At 63.5% G+C, this 20,831-nt stretch carries 18 protein-coding genes; 11 read left to right on the plus strand and 7 right to left on the minus strand.

All coding sequences use genetic code 11. From position 1 onward, the window contains the following. The first annotated feature begins 1 nt into the window (after nucleotide 1). The 7 genes from H3221_RS07620 to H3221_RS07650 all read left to right on the plus strand — a co-directional run bounded on the left by H3221_RS07620 (nucleotide 2) and on the right by H3221_RS07650 (nucleotide 7,773). On the plus strand, nucleotides 2-1,249 hold the full coding sequence (locus H3221_RS07620) for a CheR family methyltransferase (RefSeq protein ID WP_196473422.1): 1,248 nt from the start codon (nucleotides 2-4) through the stop codon (nucleotides 1,247-1,249). Beyond that, complete coding sequence (locus H3221_RS07625) at nucleotides 1,242-1,925, plus strand: chemotaxis protein CheW (RefSeq protein WP_196473421.1); 684 nt, start codon at nucleotides 1,242-1,244, stop codon at nucleotides 1,923-1,925. Before H3221_RS07620 ends, H3221_RS07625 begins: the two co-directional genes overlap by 8 nt. Beyond that, nucleotides 1,922-4,186, plus strand: a complete 2,265-nt coding sequence (locus H3221_RS07630; RefSeq protein WP_196473420.1) for a hybrid sensor histidine kinase/response regulator — start codon at nucleotides 1,922-1,924, stop codon at nucleotides 4,184-4,186. The genes H3221_RS07625 and H3221_RS07630 overlap by 4 nt, the downstream gene beginning before the upstream one ends. Then, nucleotides 4,183-5,187, plus strand: a complete 1,005-nt coding sequence (gene cheB / locus H3221_RS07635) for a chemotaxis response regulator protein-glutamate methylesterase (protein ID WP_196473419.1) — start codon at nucleotides 4,183-4,185, stop codon at nucleotides 5,185-5,187. The genes H3221_RS07630 and cheB overlap by 4 nt, the downstream gene beginning before the upstream one ends. Nucleotides 5,188-5,249: 62 nt before the next feature. After that, nucleotides 5,250-6,272 (plus strand): response regulator, encoded by a 1,023-nt coding sequence (locus H3221_RS07640; protein WP_196473418.1) that lies wholly within the window; start codon nucleotides 5,250-5,252, stop codon nucleotides 6,270-6,272. A 204-nt stretch (nucleotides 6,273-6,476) separates the two neighbouring features. Beyond that, a complete protein-coding gene (aroQ, locus tag H3221_RS07645) occupies nucleotides 6,477-6,917 on the plus strand; it encodes a type II 3-dehydroquinate dehydratase (RefSeq protein WP_055987317.1) in 441 nt (146 codons plus the stop codon). 4 nt (nucleotides 6,918-6,921) lie between these two features. Then, nucleotides 6,922-7,773, plus strand: coding sequence for a shikimate dehydrogenase (locus H3221_RS07650; RefSeq protein ID WP_196473417.1), 852 nt, complete (start codon nucleotides 6,922-6,924; stop codon nucleotides 7,771-7,773). A gap of 70 nt (nucleotides 7,774-7,843) precedes the next feature. Here H3221_RS07650 and H3221_RS07655 read toward each other — a convergent pair whose 3' ends face one another. The 6 genes from H3221_RS07655 to H3221_RS07680 form a co-directional block, all read right to left on the minus strand. Then, nucleotides 7,844-8,515, minus strand: a complete 672-nt coding sequence (locus H3221_RS07655; protein ID WP_196459496.1) for a TetR/AcrR family transcriptional regulator — start codon at nucleotides 8,513-8,515, stop codon at nucleotides 7,844-7,846. Nucleotides 8,516-8,601: 86 nt separating this feature from the next. After that, nucleotides 8,602-10,509: a 3-dehydroshikimate dehydratase QuiC gene (gene quiC, locus H3221_RS07660; RefSeq protein WP_196473416.1), complete on the minus strand. Its 1,908-nt coding sequence runs from the start codon at nucleotides 10,507-10,509 to the stop codon at nucleotides 8,602-8,604. Between the two features lie 190 nt (nucleotides 10,510-10,699). Further along, nucleotides 10,700-11,584 (minus strand): DMT family transporter, encoded by an 885-nt coding sequence (locus H3221_RS07665; RefSeq protein WP_045736194.1) that lies wholly within the window; start codon nucleotides 11,582-11,584, stop codon nucleotides 10,700-10,702. 105 nt (nucleotides 11,585-11,689) lie between these two features. Further along, a complete protein-coding gene (locus H3221_RS07670) occupies nucleotides 11,690-12,508 on the minus strand; it encodes a sugar phosphate isomerase/epimerase family protein (protein WP_196473415.1) in 819 nt (272 codons plus the stop codon). A 13-nt stretch (nucleotides 12,509-12,521) separates the two neighbouring features. Further along, nucleotides 12,522-13,571, minus strand: coding sequence for a Gfo/Idh/MocA family protein (locus H3221_RS07675; RefSeq protein WP_196473414.1), 1,050 nt, complete (start codon nucleotides 13,569-13,571; stop codon nucleotides 12,522-12,524). Between the two features lie 395 nt (nucleotides 13,572-13,966). After that, entirely contained in the window at nucleotides 13,967-14,743 is a 777-nt protein-coding gene (locus H3221_RS07680; protein WP_196473413.1) for an IclR family transcriptional regulator, read from the minus strand. Nucleotides 14,744-15,290: 547 nt separating this feature from the next. Here H3221_RS07680 and H3221_RS07685 point away from each other — a divergent pair. From H3221_RS07685 to H3221_RS07695, 3 genes are all read left to right on the plus strand, one after another. Then, on the plus strand, nucleotides 15,291-15,761 hold the full coding sequence (locus H3221_RS07685) for a tripartite tricarboxylate transporter TctB family protein (protein ID WP_196473412.1): 471 nt from the start codon (nucleotides 15,291-15,293) through the stop codon (nucleotides 15,759-15,761). 13 nt (nucleotides 15,762-15,774) lie between these two features. Then, nucleotides 15,775-17,289, plus strand: coding sequence for a tripartite tricarboxylate transporter permease (locus H3221_RS07690; RefSeq protein WP_072424460.1), 1,515 nt, complete (start codon nucleotides 15,775-15,777; stop codon nucleotides 17,287-17,289). A 67-nt stretch (nucleotides 17,290-17,356) separates the two neighbouring features. Then, nucleotides 17,357-18,358 carry a tripartite tricarboxylate transporter substrate binding protein gene (locus H3221_RS07695; protein ID WP_160017067.1) on the plus strand — a complete coding sequence of 334 codons (1,002 nt, stop codon included), beginning with the start codon at nucleotides 17,357-17,359 and terminating at the stop codon, nucleotides 18,356-18,358. A gap of 55 nt (nucleotides 18,359-18,413) precedes the next feature. Here the strand turns inward: H3221_RS07695 and H3221_RS07700 are convergent, their stop codons facing one another. After that, complete coding sequence (locus tag H3221_RS07700; protein WP_196473411.1) at nucleotides 18,414-19,283, minus strand: helix-turn-helix domain-containing protein; 870 nt, start codon at nucleotides 19,281-19,283, stop codon at nucleotides 18,414-18,416. Nucleotides 19,284-19,418: 135 nt separating this feature from the next. On the opposite strand from H3221_RS07700, the gene pobA reads away from it, so the two are divergent. Then, complete coding sequence (gene pobA, locus H3221_RS07705) at nucleotides 19,419-20,603, plus strand: 4-hydroxybenzoate 3-monooxygenase (protein WP_196473410.1); 1,185 nt, start codon at nucleotides 19,419-19,421, stop codon at nucleotides 20,601-20,603. Nucleotides 20,604-20,831: the final 228 nt, after the last annotated feature.

Genomic DNA, 20,831 nt, shown 5'->3' on the forward strand with positions numbered 1-20,831 from the left:
CATGATCGAGCACATCGAACGCCTGCTGAAGAGCCGCATCGGTCTGGAAGCCGAATCGGTTGGGCGCACAGTAATCGAACGCGCTGTCCGCCAGCGCATGAGCGCCCTCGGTCAGCAGAACCTGGAAGACTACTGGACCACCCTCGGCGGCTCGCCACGCGAGCAGCAGGCGCTGGTGGAAGCCGTGGTGGTGCCGGAAACCTGGTTCTTCCGCTACCCGGAATCGTTCAACGCGCTGGCCAGCCTGGCGCAGGAACGTCACGCCCAATTGCATGCGGCCAGGCCGCTGCGCCTGATCAGCCTGCCCTGTTCCAGCGGTGAAGAACCCTACTCCATCGCCATGACCCTGCTAGATGCCGGTTTTGCCGCCGAACAGTTCCAGATCGAGGCACTGGATGTCAGCGACAAGGTGCTGGAGCAGGCTCGCAAGGGCCTGTACGGGCGCAACTCGTTCCGCGGCGATACCCTGGCCTTTCGTGATCGCTTCTTCCACGAGCAGGACTCCGGGGGCTTTCTCCTCGACGAGCGGGTGCGCAAGTGCGTCAGGCTGCGCACCGGCAACCTGCTCGATCCCAGCCTGTTTGCCGGCGAGCCCAGCTACGATTTCATCTTCTGCCGCAACCTGCTGATCTATTTCGACCGCCCGACCCAAGTGCGCGTGCTGGAGCTGCTCAAGCGCCAGCTGCAGGAAGGCGGCACACTGTTCATTGGCCCCGCCGAGGCCAGCCTGGCCAGCCAGAACGGTTTGCAGCCGCTGGGCCGCCAGCAGACCTTTGCCTTTCGCATGGCCCCGGCCCAACCGGTCATAAGCGTGCCGACGCGGGCACCCGTCAGCCGCTCGCGCCCAGCTGTGGCCATACCGATGCGCGCCATCCAGCCAAGCAGGCCACGCTCCACGAGCAGAGCGCTGGATACAGCGGCGCCAAACTTACAGGCAGTGGATGTCTGGAGCGAAGTCGCCAACCTGGCCAACGCCGGCCGCACCGACGAGGCGCGCCAGCGCAGCGAAGAGCATTTGCAGCAAAACGGCCCCAGCTCCGCAGCCTATTATTGGCTGGGTCTGCTCTGCGACGCGGCAGGCCAGGGCGACCAGGCGTGCGCCTACTACCGCAAGGCGATCTATCTCGAACCGCAACACCGCGAGGCACTCACCCATCTGGCCGCGCACCTGGAAGCGCAGGGCGATCAGACCGGCGCCCTACGCCTGTATCGACGCGCGCAGAACCCCGAGGTAGGCGAACGTGACTGATCAGGATCTGCTGCACAGCCAAGCAGCCGTGGACGACTGCTGGAATCGCATCGGCGTGTTCGGCGACAAGAGCTGCCCGCAGCTGGAACGGCATATCCATTGCCGCAACTGCGAGGTTTACGGCGCAGCGGCAATCGCCCTGCTCGACCGCTATGGCAGCGCACTGGAACGTGGCGATGACGACTACGCCCAAGGCGAAACCGAGGACGTTCAGGGTGCGCAGCGCTCACTGCTGATCTTCCGCCTTGGCGAGCAATGGTTGGCCATCGCCACGCGCTGCCTGGCCGAGGTGATGCCGGTATCACCGATCCACGTGCTGCCGCACCGTAACAGCCGTGGCCTGTTGGGTGTGACCAACGTACGCGGCACCCTGGTCGCCTGCCTGTCACTGGCCGAACTGCTCGATCTCGACACGCAGCAGGATCCGCGCCGTGGCGAGCGGCGAGTGATTCCGCGCATGCTGATTATGGAGAGCGACAGCGGCCCACTGGTGACACAGGTGGATGAGGTCAGCGGCATCCAGCGCATCCCCGTGGCGCACATCCGCAATGCCAAGCACGACGACAAGCGCACCATTAGCCGCTTCACTGCGGGCGTTCTGCAGTGGCAGGAACAGAGCATTACCCTGCTCGACGACGAACAGTTGCTGCAAACCATGATCGGGAGCCTCGCGTGACACCGGACCAGATGAGGGATGCATCGCTACTCGACCTGTTCCGGCTGGAGGCCGAGGCGCAGAAGCAGGTGCTCGACACCGGCCTGCTGATTCTCGAGCGCGATCCGACCAACGCCGGCCAGCTGGAAGCCTGCATGCGCGCCGCGCACTCGCTCAAGGGCGCGGCACGCATCGTCGGCCTGGACAATGGCGTGCAGGTCGCCCACGCCATGGAGGACTTGCTGGTCGCCGCCCAGGAAGGCCTGCTGCGCCTGCTGCCCGATCATATCGACGCCCTGCTGCAAGGCTCCGACCTGCTTCTGCGCATCGGCCAGGCGCAGCAGGACGCCGAGCTCGAAGCGCGGGTGGAAACCGTCACCACACGCCTGCAGGTGCTGCTTGGCAATGCCGTGCCGGCACTGCGCGTGCAGCCTGGTGACAGCACCCTGTTTGCCGCCGAAGCCACACCGACCAGCCCGCACGAAACGCCCATTGCGCCTAGCCCTCAGCCAGCCGAGCCCGTGGCCGACGAACGCATCAGTCGCGTATTGCGGGTGTCGGCCGAACGCTTCGACCACCTGATCGACCTGTCCGGCAAATCGCTGGTGGAGTTCCAGCGCACCAAGCCGCTGAACGATTCGCTGCATCGCCTCAAGCGCCAGCAGGAGTCGGCACGGCGCACCCTGGAGACATTGCGCGAGCATCTACTGGGGACCGATCTGGACGCCTCCGCCCAGGCGCTTTTCGCCGAGAGCCGCAACCTGTTGATCGAATGCCAGCAACAGCTGCAGGCCCACCAGGAACTGTTCGACGACTTCGTCTGGTACGGCGGGCAACGCACGCAGCAGCTGTACGACCTGGCACTGGCCTCGCGCATGCGCCCGTTCGCCGATGTGCTGACCGGGCACACGCGCATGCTTCGTGACCTGGGTCGCTCGCTGGGCAAACAGGTGCGTCTGGAGATCGAGGGCGACAACACTCAGGTCGACCGCGACGTGCTGGAGCGCCTGGAAGCCCCCCTGACGCACCTGCTGCGCAACGCCGTCGACCACGGCATCGAGCCACCGGCGCTGCGCGCCCGCAAGGGCAAGCCGGAAGAAGGCGTGGTGCAACTGCGCGCACGTCATCATGCCGGCATGCTGGTGCTGGAAGTCAGTGACGACGGTGCCGGCATCGACCTCCAGCGCGTCGCCGAGGCGGTGATCAAGCGTCGTTTCGCCACTGCCGAGCAGGTCGAGCAGATGACCGAGGAAGAGCTGCTGGCCTTCCTCTTCCTGCCTGGTTTCAGCATGAGCCAGCAGGTCACCGAGGTGTCCGGTCGGGGTGTCGGCCTCGATGTGGTGCAACACGAGATTCGCCGCATGCGCGGCAATGTGCGCCTGCTGCAGAACCCTGATCAGGGCTGCCTGTTCCACCTTGAACTGCCGCTGACCCTCTCGGTGGTGCGCGCGCTGGTGGTGACCATCGGCGGCGAGGCCTATGCCTTCCCGCTGGCGCAGATCGAACGCATGCTGCGCCTGCCTCGCAGCGCCATCGTCCAGCTCGAGGGGCGCCAGCACTTCTGGCTGGAGGACGAGCACGTCGGCCTGATCTCCGCCGCACAGCTGCTGCAATGCAACGAGAAACAGGGCGACGATGACAGCATTCCCATCGTGCTGATTCGCGACCGCGAGCAATACCACGGCCTGGCGGTCGAAGCCTTCCTCGGCGAGTTCACCCTGGTGCTGATGCCGCTCGATGGGCGCCTGGGCAAGGTGCGCGACGTTGCCGCCGGCGCCCTGCTGCACGACGGCACGCCGGTGCTGATCCTCGACGTTGACGACCTGCTCAACTCGGTGGGCAAATTGCTCGGCACCGGTCACCTGGAGCGCGTCGACCATGCCAGCCATGCGCGCCAGGCTGTCAGCAAGCGTGTGCTGGTGGTGGATGACTCACTTACCGTGCGCGAACTGGAGCGCAAGCTGCTGCTCAGTCGTGGCTATCAGGTGTCGGTCGCCGTGGATGGCATGGACGGCTGGAACGCCCTGCGCGCCGAGACCTTCGATCTGCTGATCACCGATATCGACATGCCGCGCATGGACGGCATCGAGCTGGTCACACACGTGCGCCAGGACCCTCGCCTACGCTCTCTGCCAGTAATGGTGGTGTCGTACAAGGACCGCGAAGAGGATCGTCGTCGCGGCCTGGAGGCGGGCGCCGATTATTACCTGGCCAAGGCCAGCTTCCATGACGAAGCGCTGCTGGATGCCGTACAAACCCTGATCGGTGAGGCCCGCGAATGAGGATCGCCATTGCCAACGACATGCCCCTGGCAGTCGAAGCCCTGCGCCGCGCCCTGGCGGCAGAGCCCGAATACCAGCTGATCTGGGTCGCCAGCAACGGCGAAGAGGCGGTCAGCCGCTGCCGCGACGACCTGCCCGACCTGCTGCTGATGGATATGCTCATGCCCGGTATGGACGGCGTGGAAGCGACCCGGCGGATCATGCACGACACGCCCTGCGCCATCCTCATCGTCACCTCGGACGTCGAACGCAACATGTCGCGGGTATTCGATGCCATGGGTGCCGGTGCGCTGGATGTGGTCGCCGCGCCGTCGCTCGGCCCGCAACAAGTGCTCGATGCTGCGACGGTAAGGCGCAAGATCCACAACATCGCCTGGATGATCGGCCACAAGACCTCGCGCTCGGTCAAACCGACGCCTGTGCGCAGCACTGAGAACCGTGGCAAGCGCCTGGTGGCCATCGGCGCATCGGCCGGCGGCCCGGCTTCGCTGGTAGAGCTGCTGCGACAGATACCACCGGATTTTCCCGCCAGCATCGTGCTGGTGCAGCATGTCGACGAAGTTTTCGCGGCCGGCATGGCCCAGTGGCTCGGCAGCGAATCGCACATGCCGGTGCGCCTGGCCCGAGAGGGCGAAGTACTGCAACCGGCCACCGTGCTCCTGGCCGGAACCAACAATCACCTGTACCTGGCGCCGGAGGGGCGCCTGGTGTATCGACCCGAGCCGACCGATCAGGTCTACCGGCCCTCTATCGATGTATTCTTCGAGAGCGTGGCCACCTACTGGCGAGGCGATGCAATTGGCGTGTTGCTGACGGGGATGGGGCGCGATGGCGCCAGGGGCCTGAAGCTGATGCGCGAACGCGGCTTTCATACCATCGCCCAGGACCAGGCCAGCAGCGCCGTCTACGGTATGCCCAAGGCCGCAGTGACTCTGGGCGCCGCAGCAGAAGTGCTGCCTCTGGACAGAATTGCGGCGCGCCTGCTCGAGCGCCTGGGCTAAGAACGCCAACCCGCGGCCAAAGCAGCCGCGCAACCTACCAAGACAAAGGCGGAGACGCACTTATGCAACGGCCTCAAGGGAACTCCAATCATCATTACGGCCTGCCCGATTACTCGATGATGGTGCTGCTGGTCGATGACCAGGCCATGATCGGCGAAGCCGTGAGGCGTGCGCTGAGCGAAGAGAGCGACATCGACTTTCACTTCTGCTCCGACCCGCATCAGGCGCTTAGCGTGGCCCAGCAGATCAAGCCGACGGTGATCCTGCAGGACCTGATCATGCCCGGTGTCGACGGACTCGAACTGCTCGCCCAATACCGCGCGGCGCCCGGCCTGCGCGATGTACCGATCATCGTGCTGTCGACCAAGGAAGACCCCAAGGTCAAGAGCGCCGCCTTCACCGCCGGGGCCAACGATTACCTGGTCAAGCTGCCGGACGTGATCGAGCTGCTCGCACGCATCCGCTACCACTCGCGCTCCTACCTGACCCTGCTGCAGCGCGACGAGGCCTACCGTGCCCTGCGCGAAAGCCAGCAGCAATTGCTCAATACCAATCTGGTGCTACAGCGCCTGATCAAATCCGACGGCCTCACCGGTCTGGCCAACCGCCGCTACTTCGACGAGTACCTGGAAATCGAATGGAGCCGCGCCTTGCGTGATCAGAGCGAACTGTCGCTGCTGATGATCGACGTCGACTACTTCAAGGCCTACAACGACCAGCACGGCCACGTCGCCGGCGATGAAGTGTTGCGCCGCGTCGGTGAGTCGCTGCGCGGCAGTTGCACGCGCGCCTCTGATCTGGCTGCACGCTACGGTGGCGAAGAGTTTGCCGTGATCATGCCCGGCACCGCCGCCGGCGGCGCGCGTCTGCAGGCAGAAAAGATCCGTCGTGCTGTCGAGGCACTGGGCATTCCCCACGACCTGCCCAAGCCCGGCTCTCCGATCAGCGTGAGTATCGGTATCGCCACCATCCGGCCCTCTGTGGAACATGATCCGCTGAGTCTGGTGATCAAGGCCGATGAAGGCCTGTACCTGGCCAAGCACAGCGGCCGCAATCAGGTGGCGCAGGCTGGCGAAAACGGCTAAAGCGCCGGGCGATAATCGCCCACTTTACAAGCCCCCTTCTGCCTGGCCGAACTCTTCCACAACCCTTGATTTTACTGAGCCTGACGCCCTGACCGAGGGCGCCAGGCTTTTTCTTGCATGCTTACCAGACAACCACTGAATTGACTGAATTAACCAGTTAGTACATTTTTCTCGCAGTCACGTCACAACAACAAGAGATACCCCATGACGCCCTGCATTCTTGTACTCAATGGCCCCAATCTGAACCTGCTTGGAACCCGCGAACCGGCCACTTATGGCCATGAAACCCTGGCCGACATTTCCCGGCTTTGTGCCGACACTGCCGCCGAACACGGCTTGAAGATCGAGTTTCGCCAGACCAACCACGAGGGCGAACTGCTCGACTGGATTCACGCCGCGCGCGGGCGCTGCGCCGGCATCCTGATCAATCCGGCAGCCTGGACTCACACGTCGGTGGCCATCCGCGATGCCCTGGTAGCCAGCGAACTGCCGGTCATTGAGGTGCATCTGTCCAACGTGCACAAGCGCGAACCGTTCCGCCATCACTCCTTCGTCTCGCCGATCGCCGTCGGTGTCATTTGTGGGCTCGGCAGTCAGGGCTATCGACTGGGCCTGCAGTACTTCGCTCAATCGCTCAAGGGTTAAGACCATGTCCTCCGTTACCAGCGGCATTCTCGCCGGCCTCATCGGCAAAGGCATTCAGGCTTCCCGCACGCCCGCCATGCACGAACGCGAAGGCGATGCGCAGGGGCTGCGCTACCTCTACCGCCTGATCGACCTCGACCAGTTGGGCCTCGACCTCGATGCGCTGCCGAGCCTGCTCGATGCGGCGCAGCACATGGGCTTTACCGGTCTCAACATCACCTTCCCGGCCAAGCAGGCGATCATCCCGCTGCTCGACGAGCTGTCGAGCGAGGCCCGTGGCATTGGCGCGGTGAACACCGTGGTGCTCAAGGACGGCAAGCGTGTCGGCCACAACACCGACTGCCTGGGCTTCGCAGAGGGCTTGCGCCGTGGCCTGCCCAACGTGGCTCGCCGTCGCGTGGTGCAGATGGGCGCAGGCGGTGCCGGCGCAGCCGTGGCCCATGCCCTGCTCGCCGAAGGCGTCGAACGCCTGTGCATCTTCGAGGTGGAGCCCGGCCGCGCCCAGTCCCTGGCGGACAATCTCAACGCTCACTTTGGGGCCGAGCGCGCCATCGCGGGCGAAGACCTGGCAGGTGAAGTCACCGCTGCCGACGGACTGGTCAACACCACGCCGGTGGGCATGGCCAAACTGCCGGGCACACCGCTGCCGGTGGAGTTGCTGCATGCCGGGCTGTGGGTCGCCGAGATCATCTACTTCCCGCTGGAAACCGAACTGCTGCGCCACGCCCGTGCCCTTGGCTGCCGCACGCTGGATGGCGGCACCATGGCGGTGTTCCAGGCGGTCAAGGCGTTCGAACTGTTCAGTGGCCGCCCGGCAGATGCCGAACGCATGCAGGCGCACTTCGCCAGTTTCTGAGCACACTCATGCAAAAAGGGCCCTGGCAGCGACAACGCGGCCAGGGCCCTTTTCATATCCGCACCGATCTTCAGCCCTGGATATAACGCAGCACCGCCTCGCAGATCATCGCCTTGTGTCGCTGCTTGACCTGCTCGTCGGGCAGATCGATCTGGAAGATCTCGCCAAAGGTGTGGCGGTTGGACACCCGGTAGAAACAGAACGAACTGATCAGCAGGTGTACATCGAGCACATCGATACCGGGGCGGAACACGCCCTCTTGCTCGCCGCGACGCAGGGTCTTGCCGAGGGTATCGAGCACCACGTTGCTCATCTGGCGGATGACCGGCGACTGCTTGACGTACTCACCGTAGTGGATGTTCTCGATGCTGACGATGCGCACGAAGTCGACGTTGCGGTCATGGTGATCGAAGGTGAACTCCACCAGCCGACGGATCGCCAGCACTGGCGGCAAGGAGGCCAGATCGAGGCGACTCTCGGTGCCGCGGATATCGCCGTAGAGCTTGACCAGCACTTCGAGATAGAGCTGTTCCTTGCTGCCGAAGTAGTAGTAGATCATCCGTTTCGAGGTCGCGGTGCGCTCGGCGATGGCGTCCACACGGGCGCCGGAAAGGCCCTGCTGAACGAACTCCGTGATGGCGGCCTGGAGAATGCTCTCGCGGGTTTTTTCCGGGTTGTTCTTACGTACCTTGCGCACTACCTCGAGAGGTTGAGTGGTCAGGTTGGCAACGGCTTCGGTCATACGGCAATGGTCTTTTTTATAGGTATTGGTGGAGCGGATTATGGCAGGCCGCAGCGGTAACCGGACAGGCAGCCACCTGCACCCACTTATAACCGTGGACGCTTCAAGCCACCGCTGCGCGCCTTGGCCATGGCCGCCAGACGCACCGCGACATTGGCCGCGCCATAGCCCACGTAGCCGCCCTTGCGCTGAATGATTTCGAAGAAGAAGCGCTCCTCGAACGGCTCGGTGTAGACGTGGAACAACTCGCCCCCCTGGGTATCACGATCATAGAGCACGTTGTAGTACGCCAGCTCGCTGAGGAACTCGTCGTCGAAATCGAAGCGCGCGGCCAGATCATCGTAGTAGTTCAGCGGAATTTCCAGAAGCGGCACGCCCGCTTCCTTGGCCCGCGCCACTTCGGCGAAGATGTCTTCGCAGGAAAACGCGATGTGGTGCACGCCAGAGCCCTGGTAGCTGGACAGGGCATGGGCAATGGCGGTGTTGCGGTTCTCCGAGATGTTCAGCGGCAGGCGAATCGAGCTGCAACGGCTGCGAATCGCGCGGCTTTTTACCAGGCCGTAAGGATCGGGCAGGACGACTTCGTCGTCTGCCTCGAAATCCAGCAGGCTCTTGTAGAACAGCACCCAACTGTCCAACGACTCGGCCGGCAGTGCCAGCGCCATGTGGTCGATGCGCTGCAGGCCACCACTGGTCTCGGCCGCCTGATTCAGGCTGAAGTCAGTGTCATAGATGGTCTGACCCGCTCCCGCCTGCTCCACCAGATAGATCAGGCTGCCATCGGGAGCGCGCACTGCCGGCACTTCCCGCTCGTTGGGGCCGACCAGGCCGCGATAGGGCTGACCCCGGTAGTCGCAGGCGCGCTGCAACGCAGCGGCACCATCCTTCACCCGCAACGCGGTGGCACACAGCGACGGACCGTGCGACTCGAAGAAGTTGTGCGCGAAAGAATAGGGTTCGGCGTTGAGCACGATATTGATATCGCCCTGACGCAGCAGGCTGACGTCCTTGGAACGATGCTGGCCGGCATGGGCAAAGCCCAGTCGCTTCAGCCAGCCGGATAGACGCGCGCCGACGGCTTCGTCGACGGCGAACTCGAGAAACTCCACGCCGTCGTAGCGGTGTGCCGCAGGCGGGGTGAAGAGCACGCCCGGCTCGATCTGATGGCCCTCTTTCTCAAGACGCTTGTGGGTCTTTTCCTCGAGATAGAGCAGCGAGCGCAGGCCGTCGGCGGCGTTCTGACGCGGCGGCGCGGCACGGAAACCATCGTTGAAGATTTCCAGCGACAGCGGACCGCGGTAGCCGGTACGCAGGATCGGCGCGAGGAAACCGGCCAGATCGAATTCGCCCTGCCCCGGGAAGCAGCGGAAATGGCGGCTCCACTCCAGCACGTCCATGGCCAGGATCGGTGCATCGGCCATCTGCACGAAGAAGATCTTGTCGCCGGGGATATCGGCGATGGCTGCCGGATCGCCCTTGAGCGACAGCGTATGGAAACTGTCGAGGATCACCCCGACGGCCGGGTGATCGGCCTGACGAACCAGATTCCATACCTGCTGGTAGGTATTGACGTGACGGCCCCAGGCCAAGGCCTCGTATCCAATTCGCAGGCCGCGCGCACCAGCGCGCTCGCCCAGCAGGCGCAGGTCGTCGATGAGGATTTCATCGTCGCCCAGCGAGTCGGCCGCGACGTTGCTGCACACCAGCACCAGGTCGGTGCCCAGTTCCTGCATCAGGTCGAACTTGCGCTCGGCACGGTCGATGTTGCGCTGCAGGCGGTCGCGGCGGCAGCCTTCGAAGTCGCGAAATGGCTGGAACAGGGTGATGGCGATGCCCAGGTCAGCGCAGCGCTTGCGAATTTCGCTGGGGCTGCCGTCGTAGTAGAGCAGGTCGTTCTCGAAGATTTCCACACCGTCGAATCCGGCGGCAGCAATGGCTTCGAGCTTCTCGGGCAGGGTACCGCTGAGGGAAACGGTGGCAATTGAACGCTGCATAGACGGCTCCGGGCTGAGGCGGCGCCGTGGCGGGCAAAGTGAGGGAGGCGAGACGCGCTCATGAGCCCTCACTCGGCCGGTTGGTCGGCGCTCATGGATTGTTCGTAGCCTGGATTATTGGCAGGGTCAGGGAGATCAGCAATTCAAAATGAACGAACTGGTTAGTTTTCCGTTCGATAATCGAACATCATCACTTCCGGGGCTGTTTCCGGTTCTGCCAGGCAGCCGCCAAACCGCTCAGGCAGATGATGAGAATACCGATCATCGCCGTGGTATCCGGCTTGTGCTGGAACACCAGCAGCCCCAGCAGCCCGGCGAAGACGATCTGCACGTAGCCGAACGGCGCCAGCAAAGCCGGCGCGGCATGGCGGAAGGCGTGGGTCAGCAGCAGGTGCGCGGCCATGCCACAGCCGCCCAGCGCCAACATCATCAGACCGTGCGTGAGGCTCGGCACATGCCAGAAGAACGGTACCAGCAGACTCATCACCAGCGTGTTGACCAGGCCGGCGAAGAAGTTGCTGGTCGTCGCGCTGTCCACTTCACTGAGACGCCGGGTGAGGATCTGATAACAGCTGAAACACAACGCCGCGCTCAGCGGCAACAGCACGGCCGGAGTAAACAGGCTGCCGCCCGGATGCACGATGATCAGGACCCCGACGAAGCCGACTATCACCGCAGCCCACTGGCCCGCGCTGACGCGTTCACCGAGCAAGGGCACCGATAGCGCCGTGACCAGCAGCGGCGCCAGAAAGATCACCGAGGTCGCCTCGGCCAGCGGGATGAACATCAGACCCGTGGTGAACAGCAGGCTCACACCCAGCAGGCACAGCGCCCGCAGCACCTGCAGTCCAGGCCGCTTGGTACGCAGCACGCGCAAGCCGGATTGCGGCAGGAAGATGCCGGCCATCAGCAAGGTGTGCACCAGGTAGCGCGCCCAGACGATGAGGATGATCGGATAGAAACCCGACAGGTATTTGGACATGGCATCGTGACTGGCGAACAGGAAGGTCGCCAGCACCATCAGGCCGATCCCCTTGAGCGGGTGATTGGCGCCAGACAATGGAGTGAGACTCATGAAATACCCGGAAGGCGGACTCGCCGCAAAAAGATAGCAAGACAACCAACTATACAGACCACGACGGATCAACACCTACCTCCACCGCGGCCGGCGCTGACTCCATCACGACTGACGGTCGAGCAACTGCCGGGTCTTATCCAGCGCCATGCGGGCTCGCTGCAATGCGCTGACACCCTGTTCCATCAGTTGCCGGGTCGGAATTTCCAGGCTCAAGGGGATGTCCATCGGCAGGGTTCGCAGCAAGCCAAGCAGATCGCAGTCGCCGTCGCCGGGGAAGCGCCGTTCATTTCGCGCCTGACGCAGGATTTCGTCCATGTCCTGTGGGCACGGCCCGGCCACATCGCACAACTGAGCGTAGCGCAGACGCTCGGCGGGCACCGCCGCCAGATCCTGCAGGCGCGAGGCTGAACGATCGAAGTGGAAAGCATCGACCAGCACGCAGCCATTGGCTCGCCCCGCCGCGGCGACGATACGCGCCGCCTGGGTGAGGTCGCGGGCATCGGTCCAGGGCATGAATTCCAGGTGCGGGTGCAAGCCGTACTGCTCGGACAGATCACAGAGCGCAGCGAAGTTGTCGGTCAGTCGCGCTTCATCTGGATCATTGCCGGCCACCAGCAATTCGCCGGCACCACACTCGGCGCCTACAGCGAGGATGGCCTCGAAGTCGCTGACGCGGGTTTGCGCCTTCAGGCGCAGAATTTCCACGTCGAGGACCTGGATGCCGGTATCGCGCAAACGCTTCAGAGTCTGCGCACGCAGCGCGGCATCGGCCACCAGTGGGAAGTGATGTTCTTCCGGCGTGGCCGGCACCAGGCGCAGGCCGACGTGGCTGTAGCCGGCACGTGCCGCCACCTCGACCATCTCGGGCGGCGACAGCTCGAGCACAGTCAGGGCGGCCAGGGAAAGAATACGTTCGCTCATGATGACTCTCTGCTCAGAGGGTTTCGGGGACGCAGGCCTGGCCACTTTCCGCCGCCAGACGGATGGCCTCGATCAGCGCCAGGGTGCGACCGGCATCGGCAGCGCTGACGAGCGGCTGAACCAGGCCACGGGCGACCTGGACGAAATGCTGCAACTGGCGATACAGGGCCTCGCCTGCGTCGAAGTGCTCCTGCACCTGCTGCAGCGGCTGGTGCCAGCCAGCGCCCGCCTCGCTGTAATGCCAGCGCTTGAGCTGCGGAATGCTCAGGGCACCTCGGGTGCCGGCGAGCAGGTAACAGGGCTGATCGGCCTGATGCGGGTAGACCGGGTTCTCGCCGGAATCCAGCTCCCAGCTCCAGGGCGCAGCGACCGCATCGGAACCGGTCAGGCTGCCCAACGCGCCACCTTCGAACTGCAGCAGCACCGCCGCGCTGTCCTCGTTGGCGAAACCGCGTACGCCATTGCTGGTGATGGCTTGCACCTGACGCACTTCACCACACAGATGGCGCAGCAGATCGAGGTCATGAATCAGATTGGTCAGCAGCATCCCGGCACCGGCTTCGCGGCGCCAGGCGATGTCGTAGTAACTATCGGGTTTCTGCACCTGCCACAGCGCAGTCACCGTGGTCAGTCGGCCCAGAGCGCCCTCTTCGATCAACTCGCGGGCACGTGCGATCAGCGGATTGTGCCGGCGATGATGCCCCACCAGCACCGGCACGCCACTGCGTTCGCTGGCCGCAACCAGCTCGCGAACCTCGTCCAGGTGGACGCCCACCGGTTTTTCCAGCAGCACCGGCACACCCGCTGCAATGCAGTCGAGCGCGGTACTGACATGCAGCGCATTGGGGTTGGCAACGATCACTGCTTCAGGCCGCACCTGCTCCAGCATCTGCTGGTGATCGGCGAAAAAAGGCACGCCGCATTGCGCCGCAAACTCGGCGGCCTGTGGGCCGGGATCGGCGATGGCACAGAGTTGCGCTTCGGCCAGACTCTGCAGGTGCTGGTGGTGCTGACGGCCCATGACACCAGCGCCGATCAGGGCAATACGCAGGGGGGAAATCACGCGTTGATCCTCTTTTTGTCGTATTTGCGCGGGCGCTGCCAGGGAGGTCCTGCAGCGCCTCTTTTTTAATTTAGAACTCAGTTCCAGAAAAATCGCAAGCGCGAATTGGGGCTAACGGATTGCCCTTGATGGGAAGTCGGCGAGAGGAAGAAGTTGAAGCCGGTGGGCGCGGCGCACCTTACAAGCCAGTCGCATCAACCGATGCATTGCGCCCGTGACGACTCAGTACGTAGGGTGCGCCGTGCGCACCAGAACCGACGCAAGCATCGGATCCGGCATCAGCCCGCAGATCAGCTGCAGGCGCGACGGTGCCAAGAAGGACGCTGATTCGCGGCTGAAGCGGAGTGCCGCCCAGCCGCTCCGACAATGAGGTGGGCGTGTCGCTTTCCAACCGATCAGACGAACAGTTCGGAAGCTGGGCTGGCGGCGGACAGCTCGGCGGCGGCGGCCAGCAGCTCAGGCGCCAGTTGCTCGATACGCGCCAGCGACAGGCGCGCACTGGGCCCGGCAATGCTGAGCACGCCGATTACCCGTTCCTCGACGGGGTGACGCACCACAGCGGCCAGCGCAGCGGTACCCAGCGACGAACTTTCCATCACCCAGGCGTATCCCTGCTGGCGCGCCAGGGCCAGCCGCTGCAGCAATTCCTGTTGGTTACGCGGCGCATTGGGGCCGAACTCGGCAGGGTCGGCGATACCCTGCCGCGCCACCAACGCCAGAGCGTCTGCGTCGCTCATGCTGGCCAGCCAGGCATGCCCGGAAGCGGTGTAGAACAGCGGTGCGTCACGCCCCATGTCCGGGTCGTAACGCAAACCAGAGCGAGCCCCCTGGCTCTTGGCGATCCAGGTCTGGCGCTCGCCCTCGATCACGCCCAGGCGCACCAGCTCGCCGCTGGTTTCAGCCAAACCATCGAGAATCGGCTGCACCACGTCGGCGCCGCTATTGGCCAGATAGCGAAAGCCCAGCGCTACCAGTTTGGTCGAGAGCCGATAGCGACTGGTGAGCGCATCCTGGCGCACATAGCCCAGACGCATCAGCTCGGCGAGCATGCGATGCGTGGCGCTCTTGGGAATATCCAGCTCATCGGCCAGCGCCTGCATCTGCATGCCACGGGCATCGCGAGTGAGGCTTTCGAGAAGGCTGAGCGCGCGTTCGATCTGACTGCCGGCCATGAGAATGTCCTGAAAAATTTGCGCCGATTCTAAGAGACAAGCGCCCGGTGACGCGAGCCAGACCGGCGCATGCCTCTGGATGCTGGGCCACGGACGCGCGATACTGCCAGCGCGACGCACAATGTACTAACCGGTTCGTTCTTGTTCGGTTATCGAACAAAACCCCGTTTAGCGAATTGAAATGGCCAGCCTGGTCGGCCCACTATTCCTACCACGCCTGAAACCGAAGTGATCTTCTGCCTGGTGCATCACGCTTCGAATGTTCAGCAGCCAATAAATATAAGAAGGTCAATTGTCATGTCACAGCCTATGCACCTGCGTGCCCCGGCCACCCACGCCACAGCGAGGATCGCTCCTCGTCCGACGCCCAGCTCGTTGCTCGACGACTGGTCCTCTCTATCCACTCTGGCTATGCCCGTCCTCGCCCCTGCCCATCAGGGCATGTGCAAGGTCTCCTGGCGGCGCCTGATCAGCGCGCTGACAGCCAAATGGCAACCTGCGTGCGAATCCTGACCAGCCCCCTCCCCAACCCTGTCGGAGCGATAGCATGAACAAGACAGACAAGATGCTGGTCGGCGAGCGCACCTTCTGTGTCCTGCTGGTGCTGGCGAGCCTGGTGGTGTTCTACCTGGCTTACCAGATTTCCGGTTTCTCCTCGATCAATTCCCCCGGGGCATTTCCCATCGGCGTCGCGCTGGTGATGATCTTCTCCGCAGTGAAGATCGGCGTCGAACTGATCGGCAAGGCCAAACCCGACTGCAGCGGCTGGCTGGATGCCTTCCAGCAGTTTCGCGACACCCACTTCCCGCGCCGCACCCTGGTCTTCGGCCTGCTGGCCGTGGCGTATCTGGCGGCGATCCAGTGGGTCAGTTTCTACGTCAGCACCTTCCTTTTTCTGGTGCTGTCGATCGTTTACCTGCGCAAAGGCCGCGTCCTCAACGCCATCCTGATCGCAGCTGTGTTGCTGGTGCTGATCTATCTGCTGTTCAGCCTGGCGTTCAGCGTTTACCTGCCATAACGAGGCACCCGAGATGAGCGATACCCTTTCCTACCTGCTGATGGCCTGGAGTGACCCGCAGCTGCTGATGCTGACTGCGCTGGGCACCTTTGCCGGCATCTATATCGGCGCCATCCCGGGCCTGTCGGTGACCATGGCAGTGTCCATCCTGGTGTCCTTCACCTTCTCCTGGGATGTCAACGATGCGCTGGCGCTGATCGTAGGCATCTTCATCGGCGGCGTTTACGGTGGCTCACGCAGCGCCATCCTGCTGAACATCCCCGGCGCGCCCTCCTCGGTGGCCACGGCCTTCGACGGCTACCCACTGGCACAACAGGGCGAAGCCGGTCGCGCCATCGGCCTGAGCACCGTGATGTCGGTGGTCGGCGGTATCGTCGGCACCATCATGCTCGCCAGCGCGGCACCGCTGATCGGCGAACTGGCCCTGCGCTTCGCCCCGCGCGACTACTTCCTGGTCGCCGCCATCGGCCTGCTGCTGGTCGGCAGCCTGGCCGAAGGTTCGCTGGCCAAAGGCATCTTCGCCGCAGCCCTCGGCGCGGTGATCGGCCTGGTCGGTATGGACCCGGTGACAGCGCAAGGGCGTTTCACCCTTGGCCAGGTCGAACTGATGGGTGGCATCCACTACGTGGTGCTGATGATCGGCCTGTTCGGCGTCGCCGAGGCCTTCTATCAACTGCACAACCTCGACAGCCCGGTCATCCGCCAGAAGGTGGACAAGATCCTGCCGTCCTTCGCCATGGTGCTGAAATTCCTGCCGTTGTCGATCCGCACCTCGATCATTGGCGTCATCGTCGGCGTGCTGCCGGGCGTCGGCGGCGACATCGCGGCGCTGATGGCCTATGACCACGCCAAGCGCACCGTGAAGAATCCGTCCAGGCCGTTCGGCAAGGGTGCCTACGAAGGCCTGGTAGCCCCGGAAACCGCCAACAGCGCGGCGGTCGGTGGCGCCTACGTGCCGATGCTGACGCTGGGCATGCCCGGTGATGCAGTCACCGCAGTGATCATCGGCGCCCTGGTGGTGCATGGCCTCAATCCCGGCCCGATGCTGATGGTGGAAAACCCGCACATCTTCTATTTCACCGTCGGCAACCTGCTGCTGGCCAACGTGTTTCTGATGATCTTCGGCCTGATGGGCATCAAGCTCTTCGCCAAGTTCGTGGAAATGCCCAAGGCCGTGCTGATTCCACTGATCCTGGTGCTCTGCGTGGTCGGTACCTACTCGATCAACAGCAGCATGACCGAGGTGTACTGGATGCTCGGTTTCGGGGTACTCGGCTATCTGCTGAAGATCTTTGGCTTCCAGATGGGCCCGATCATCCTCGGCGCCATCCTCGGCCCACTGATGGACACCTCGTATCGCCAGGCCATGTCCTCGGCCGGTGACAACCCGGTGGAGCTGCTGCAAGGACTGGTCACCAGCCCGCTGTCGCTGATCCTCAGCGCTGCGGTGGTGCTGATCCTGCTGGGCAACACCCCGCTGCTGAAGAAACTCAAGAGCAAGTTCAGCCCCGCTTCGGCGCGCGGCTGATACCCAGGTTCCAAGGCGTGCCCCGGCCGACAGGGGCTCACAACAACAACCGATGGAGAGTCTCCACATGTTCAAATCGCTACTGACTGGCGCCGCTCTCGGACTCAGCGCCCTCACCATGGCTCTGCCAGCCCACGCCGAATACCCCGAGCGCAGCATCCAGGCGGTCATTCCCTGGGGCGCAGGCGGCGCCACCGATAACGTCATGCGCAGCCTGACTCCGTACGTGGAAAAGGAACTGGGTGGCAAGTTCATCCTCAACAACCGCCCGGGTGGCACCGCCGTGATCGGCAGCACCCACGTCATGCAGCAGCGTCCTAACGGCTACACCGTCCTGCTCGGCGCCGAGAACCCGCAGCTCTATAAAGTGCTGAAACTCGCCGACTTCGATTACGCCGACTTCTACCCCGTCAACATCATCGGCCAGAACGTGGTGGTGATCGCCGCCAACGCCGACGCGCCGTTCAACAACATGGCCGAACTGATGGCCGCTGCCAAAGCCAACCCGGACACCCTGCGCATGGGCTCCACCGGCGCCGGCGGCCTGCCGAGCACCGTCAGCGCGATGATCAACGCGGTGGACGAGCTGAAAGTGCGTGAAGTGACCTTCGGTGGCGACGGCCCCGGCATCACTGCGCTGATGGGCAAGCACATCGACTTCATGCCCCTGAGCCTGGCCGCCGCCCGTGAACTGGTACGCAGCGGCAAGCTCAAGGCACTGGCCGTGTTCGCCACCGAGGAAACCCCGGAACTGCCGGGCGTGGAGCCGATCACCAAGTCCCTGCCGGCCATCGCCGAGTACCTGCCCTGGGGCCCGTTCTGGGGCGCCTTCGTGCACAAGGACACCCCGGACGACGTCAAGCAGAAACTGGTCGATGCCTACGCCAAGGCCGTTGCCAACCCCGAGTTCCAGGGCTTTTTGAAGAACTTCGGCGCGCAGAGCCTGAACCTCAACGGTGCCGAAGCCGAAGAGTTCCTCAAGCGCTGGCAGTCGGTCACCACCTGGTCGATGTACAAGGCCAAGGCCATCGAAATTTCCCCGGACTCGGTCGGCATCGCCAAGCCCTGAGCCCTTCCCCAGCGGGTGCCTTCGGCGCCTGCCTCTCTTTCGCCTGCATCGCTGTTCAGCGATGCAGGCGAAACGCCTTGGGCGAAAGCCCGCTGCCACGCTTGAAGAAGCGGGAAAAATAGCCCGGCTCGGAAAAACCCAGACTGTCTGAAATCTGGCTCACCGTCATGGTGGTGTACACCAGACAGCGCTTGGCCTCGAGCAACAGACGCTGATTGATCAGCTGCAATGCGGATTGCCCGGCCAACCGCCGGCACAGCGCATTGAGGTGAGCGGCACTGATCCCCAGGCGCGAGGCGTAATGTTCGATCGGTAGATGCTCGCGAAAGTGCACTTCGAGCAAATGCACGAAGGCCTGCACGTGCTCGCGCCCTCGGCCATCGGCAGGCTCCTGCGCCTCGCTTCGCGCCAGTTGCCGGCGCGCGATGGCAACCAGCAGGACACTGATCAACGATTGCAGCATGAGCTCCCGCGCTGGCTCCAGACGGCCGTACTCCTGGCTGATCGATTCGAACAAGGCATCCAGATAACGGCGCTGCTCGCCAACCTCATAGCACATGGGACTCTGCAAGCATTGCTGGCCCAGCGGCGCGGCCAGTTGCTCCACCAGAGGCCGCGCCAGGCTCAGCACATAGCCCTGAACATCACACGAGAAACGAAAGCCGTGCACGCACAGCGCCGGCACGACCTGCAGCGAAGCACTGCGCACCAACCGCACCTGCCCCTCCACCTCCAGCTCGGCTTCACCTGACTGCATATAGAGCAACTGCAACAGATCAGCGTGACGGTGCGGTTTGATTTCCCAACCGTGCAACTGGCTGCGCTCGGGAATCGATTCACAGTGGATAAGGTCGGGGGTTGGCCATTCGGCCGTCTCACCGTACAGCTTGAATACCGGCACCAGGGGAGCTTTCGAAGCAGTCATGAGCGGGCTCTTAAAATCATCGAAAAGTCCAAGAATCCTTTTCGATATTGCCTTCTACCCGGGCATGTATCCACAAAAAATACAGACCTGAGCCTGTGAATCGACATACAGCCGATCACGTACTGGAGAACAATAATGAACACTCAGGTCGCCATCATCGGCGCTGGCCCCTCCGGCCTGCTGCTCGGCCAACTGCTGCACAACGCCGGCATCGACAATGTCATCCTCGAACGCCAGAGCCCCGACTACGTGCTCGGCCGCATCCGCGCTGGCGTGCTCGAACAGGGTATGGTCGACCTGCTGCGCGAGGCCGGCGTGGCCGCGCGCATGGATCGCGAAGGCCTGCCGCACGATGGCTTTCAGCTGGCCTTCGATGGCCGCTGCGAGCGCATCGACCTCAAGGGGCTGACCGCTGGCAAGAGCGTGATGGTCTACGGCCAGACCGAAGTCACTCGCGACCTGATGGAAGCACGCCAGGCCAGCGGCGCCGTCACCCTTTACGACACCAGCCAGGTGCAGTTGCACGAACTCAAGGGCGAGCGCCCTTACCTGACCTTCGAGCATGAGGGCCGCACGCAGCGCCTGACGTGCGATTACATCGCGGGCTGCGATGGCTTCCATGGTGTATCGCGACAATCCATTCCGGCTGGGGTACTTCAGGAGTTCGAACGGGTGTATCCGTTCGGCTGGCTGGGCATTCTTGCCGACACCCCGCCGGTGCATGAGGAACTGATCTACGCCAACCACGCGCGTGGCTTCGCCCTGTGCAGCATGCGTTCGCCGACACGCACGCGTTACTACGTGCAGGTGGGCGCCGAGGAGAAGGTCGAAGACTGGTCCGACGAGCGCTTCTGGGACGAACTCAAACGCCGCCTGCCAAACGAGATCGCCAGCCAGTTGGTCACCGGACCTTCGATCGAGAAGAGCATCGCGCCGCTGCGCAGCTTCGTGGTCGAGCCGATGCAGTACGGCCGCCTGTTTCTGCTCGGTGATGCCGCACACATCGTTCCGCCGACTGGCGCCAAGGGCCTGAACCTGGCAGCCAGCGATGTCAGCACGCTGTACCGCATCCTGCTCAAGGTCTACCGCGAAGGCCGCGTGGATCTGCTCGAACGCTACTCGGCGATCTGCTTGCGGCGCATCTGGAAGGCCGAGCGCTTCTCCTGGTGGATGACCTCGATGCTGCATCGCTTTCCCGACACCGATGCCTTCAGCCGCCGCATGCAGGAGACCGAACTGGACTACTTCGTCAGCTCCGAAGCCGGCCGCAGGACCATCGCCGAGAATTACGTCGGCCTGCCCTACGAAGCCATCGAATGACTCATTTCTCAGCCCTAGGGTGCGCCACGCGCACCCAGCCAAACTGCGGGCCATTGGTGCGCACGGTGCACCCTGGCCCTCGCACAGGAGCCCTTGATCGATAATCGCCCGGCGCGCTTCTGGCACGTCCCAGGCTCACGCAATTCGTTCGTTTATCGCACACTAAGTCGTTAATCGAATTGAATAGCCCCTCGCTAACTCGCACCATGCGAGCAGCGAATCCTAGCG

Origin of the sequence: Pseudomonas chaetocerotis (genome assembly GCF_015712105.2) — a bacterium.
Classification (GTDB): Bacteria; Pseudomonadota; Gammaproteobacteria; order Pseudomonadales; family Pseudomonadaceae; genus Aquipseudomonas; species Aquipseudomonas chaetocerotis.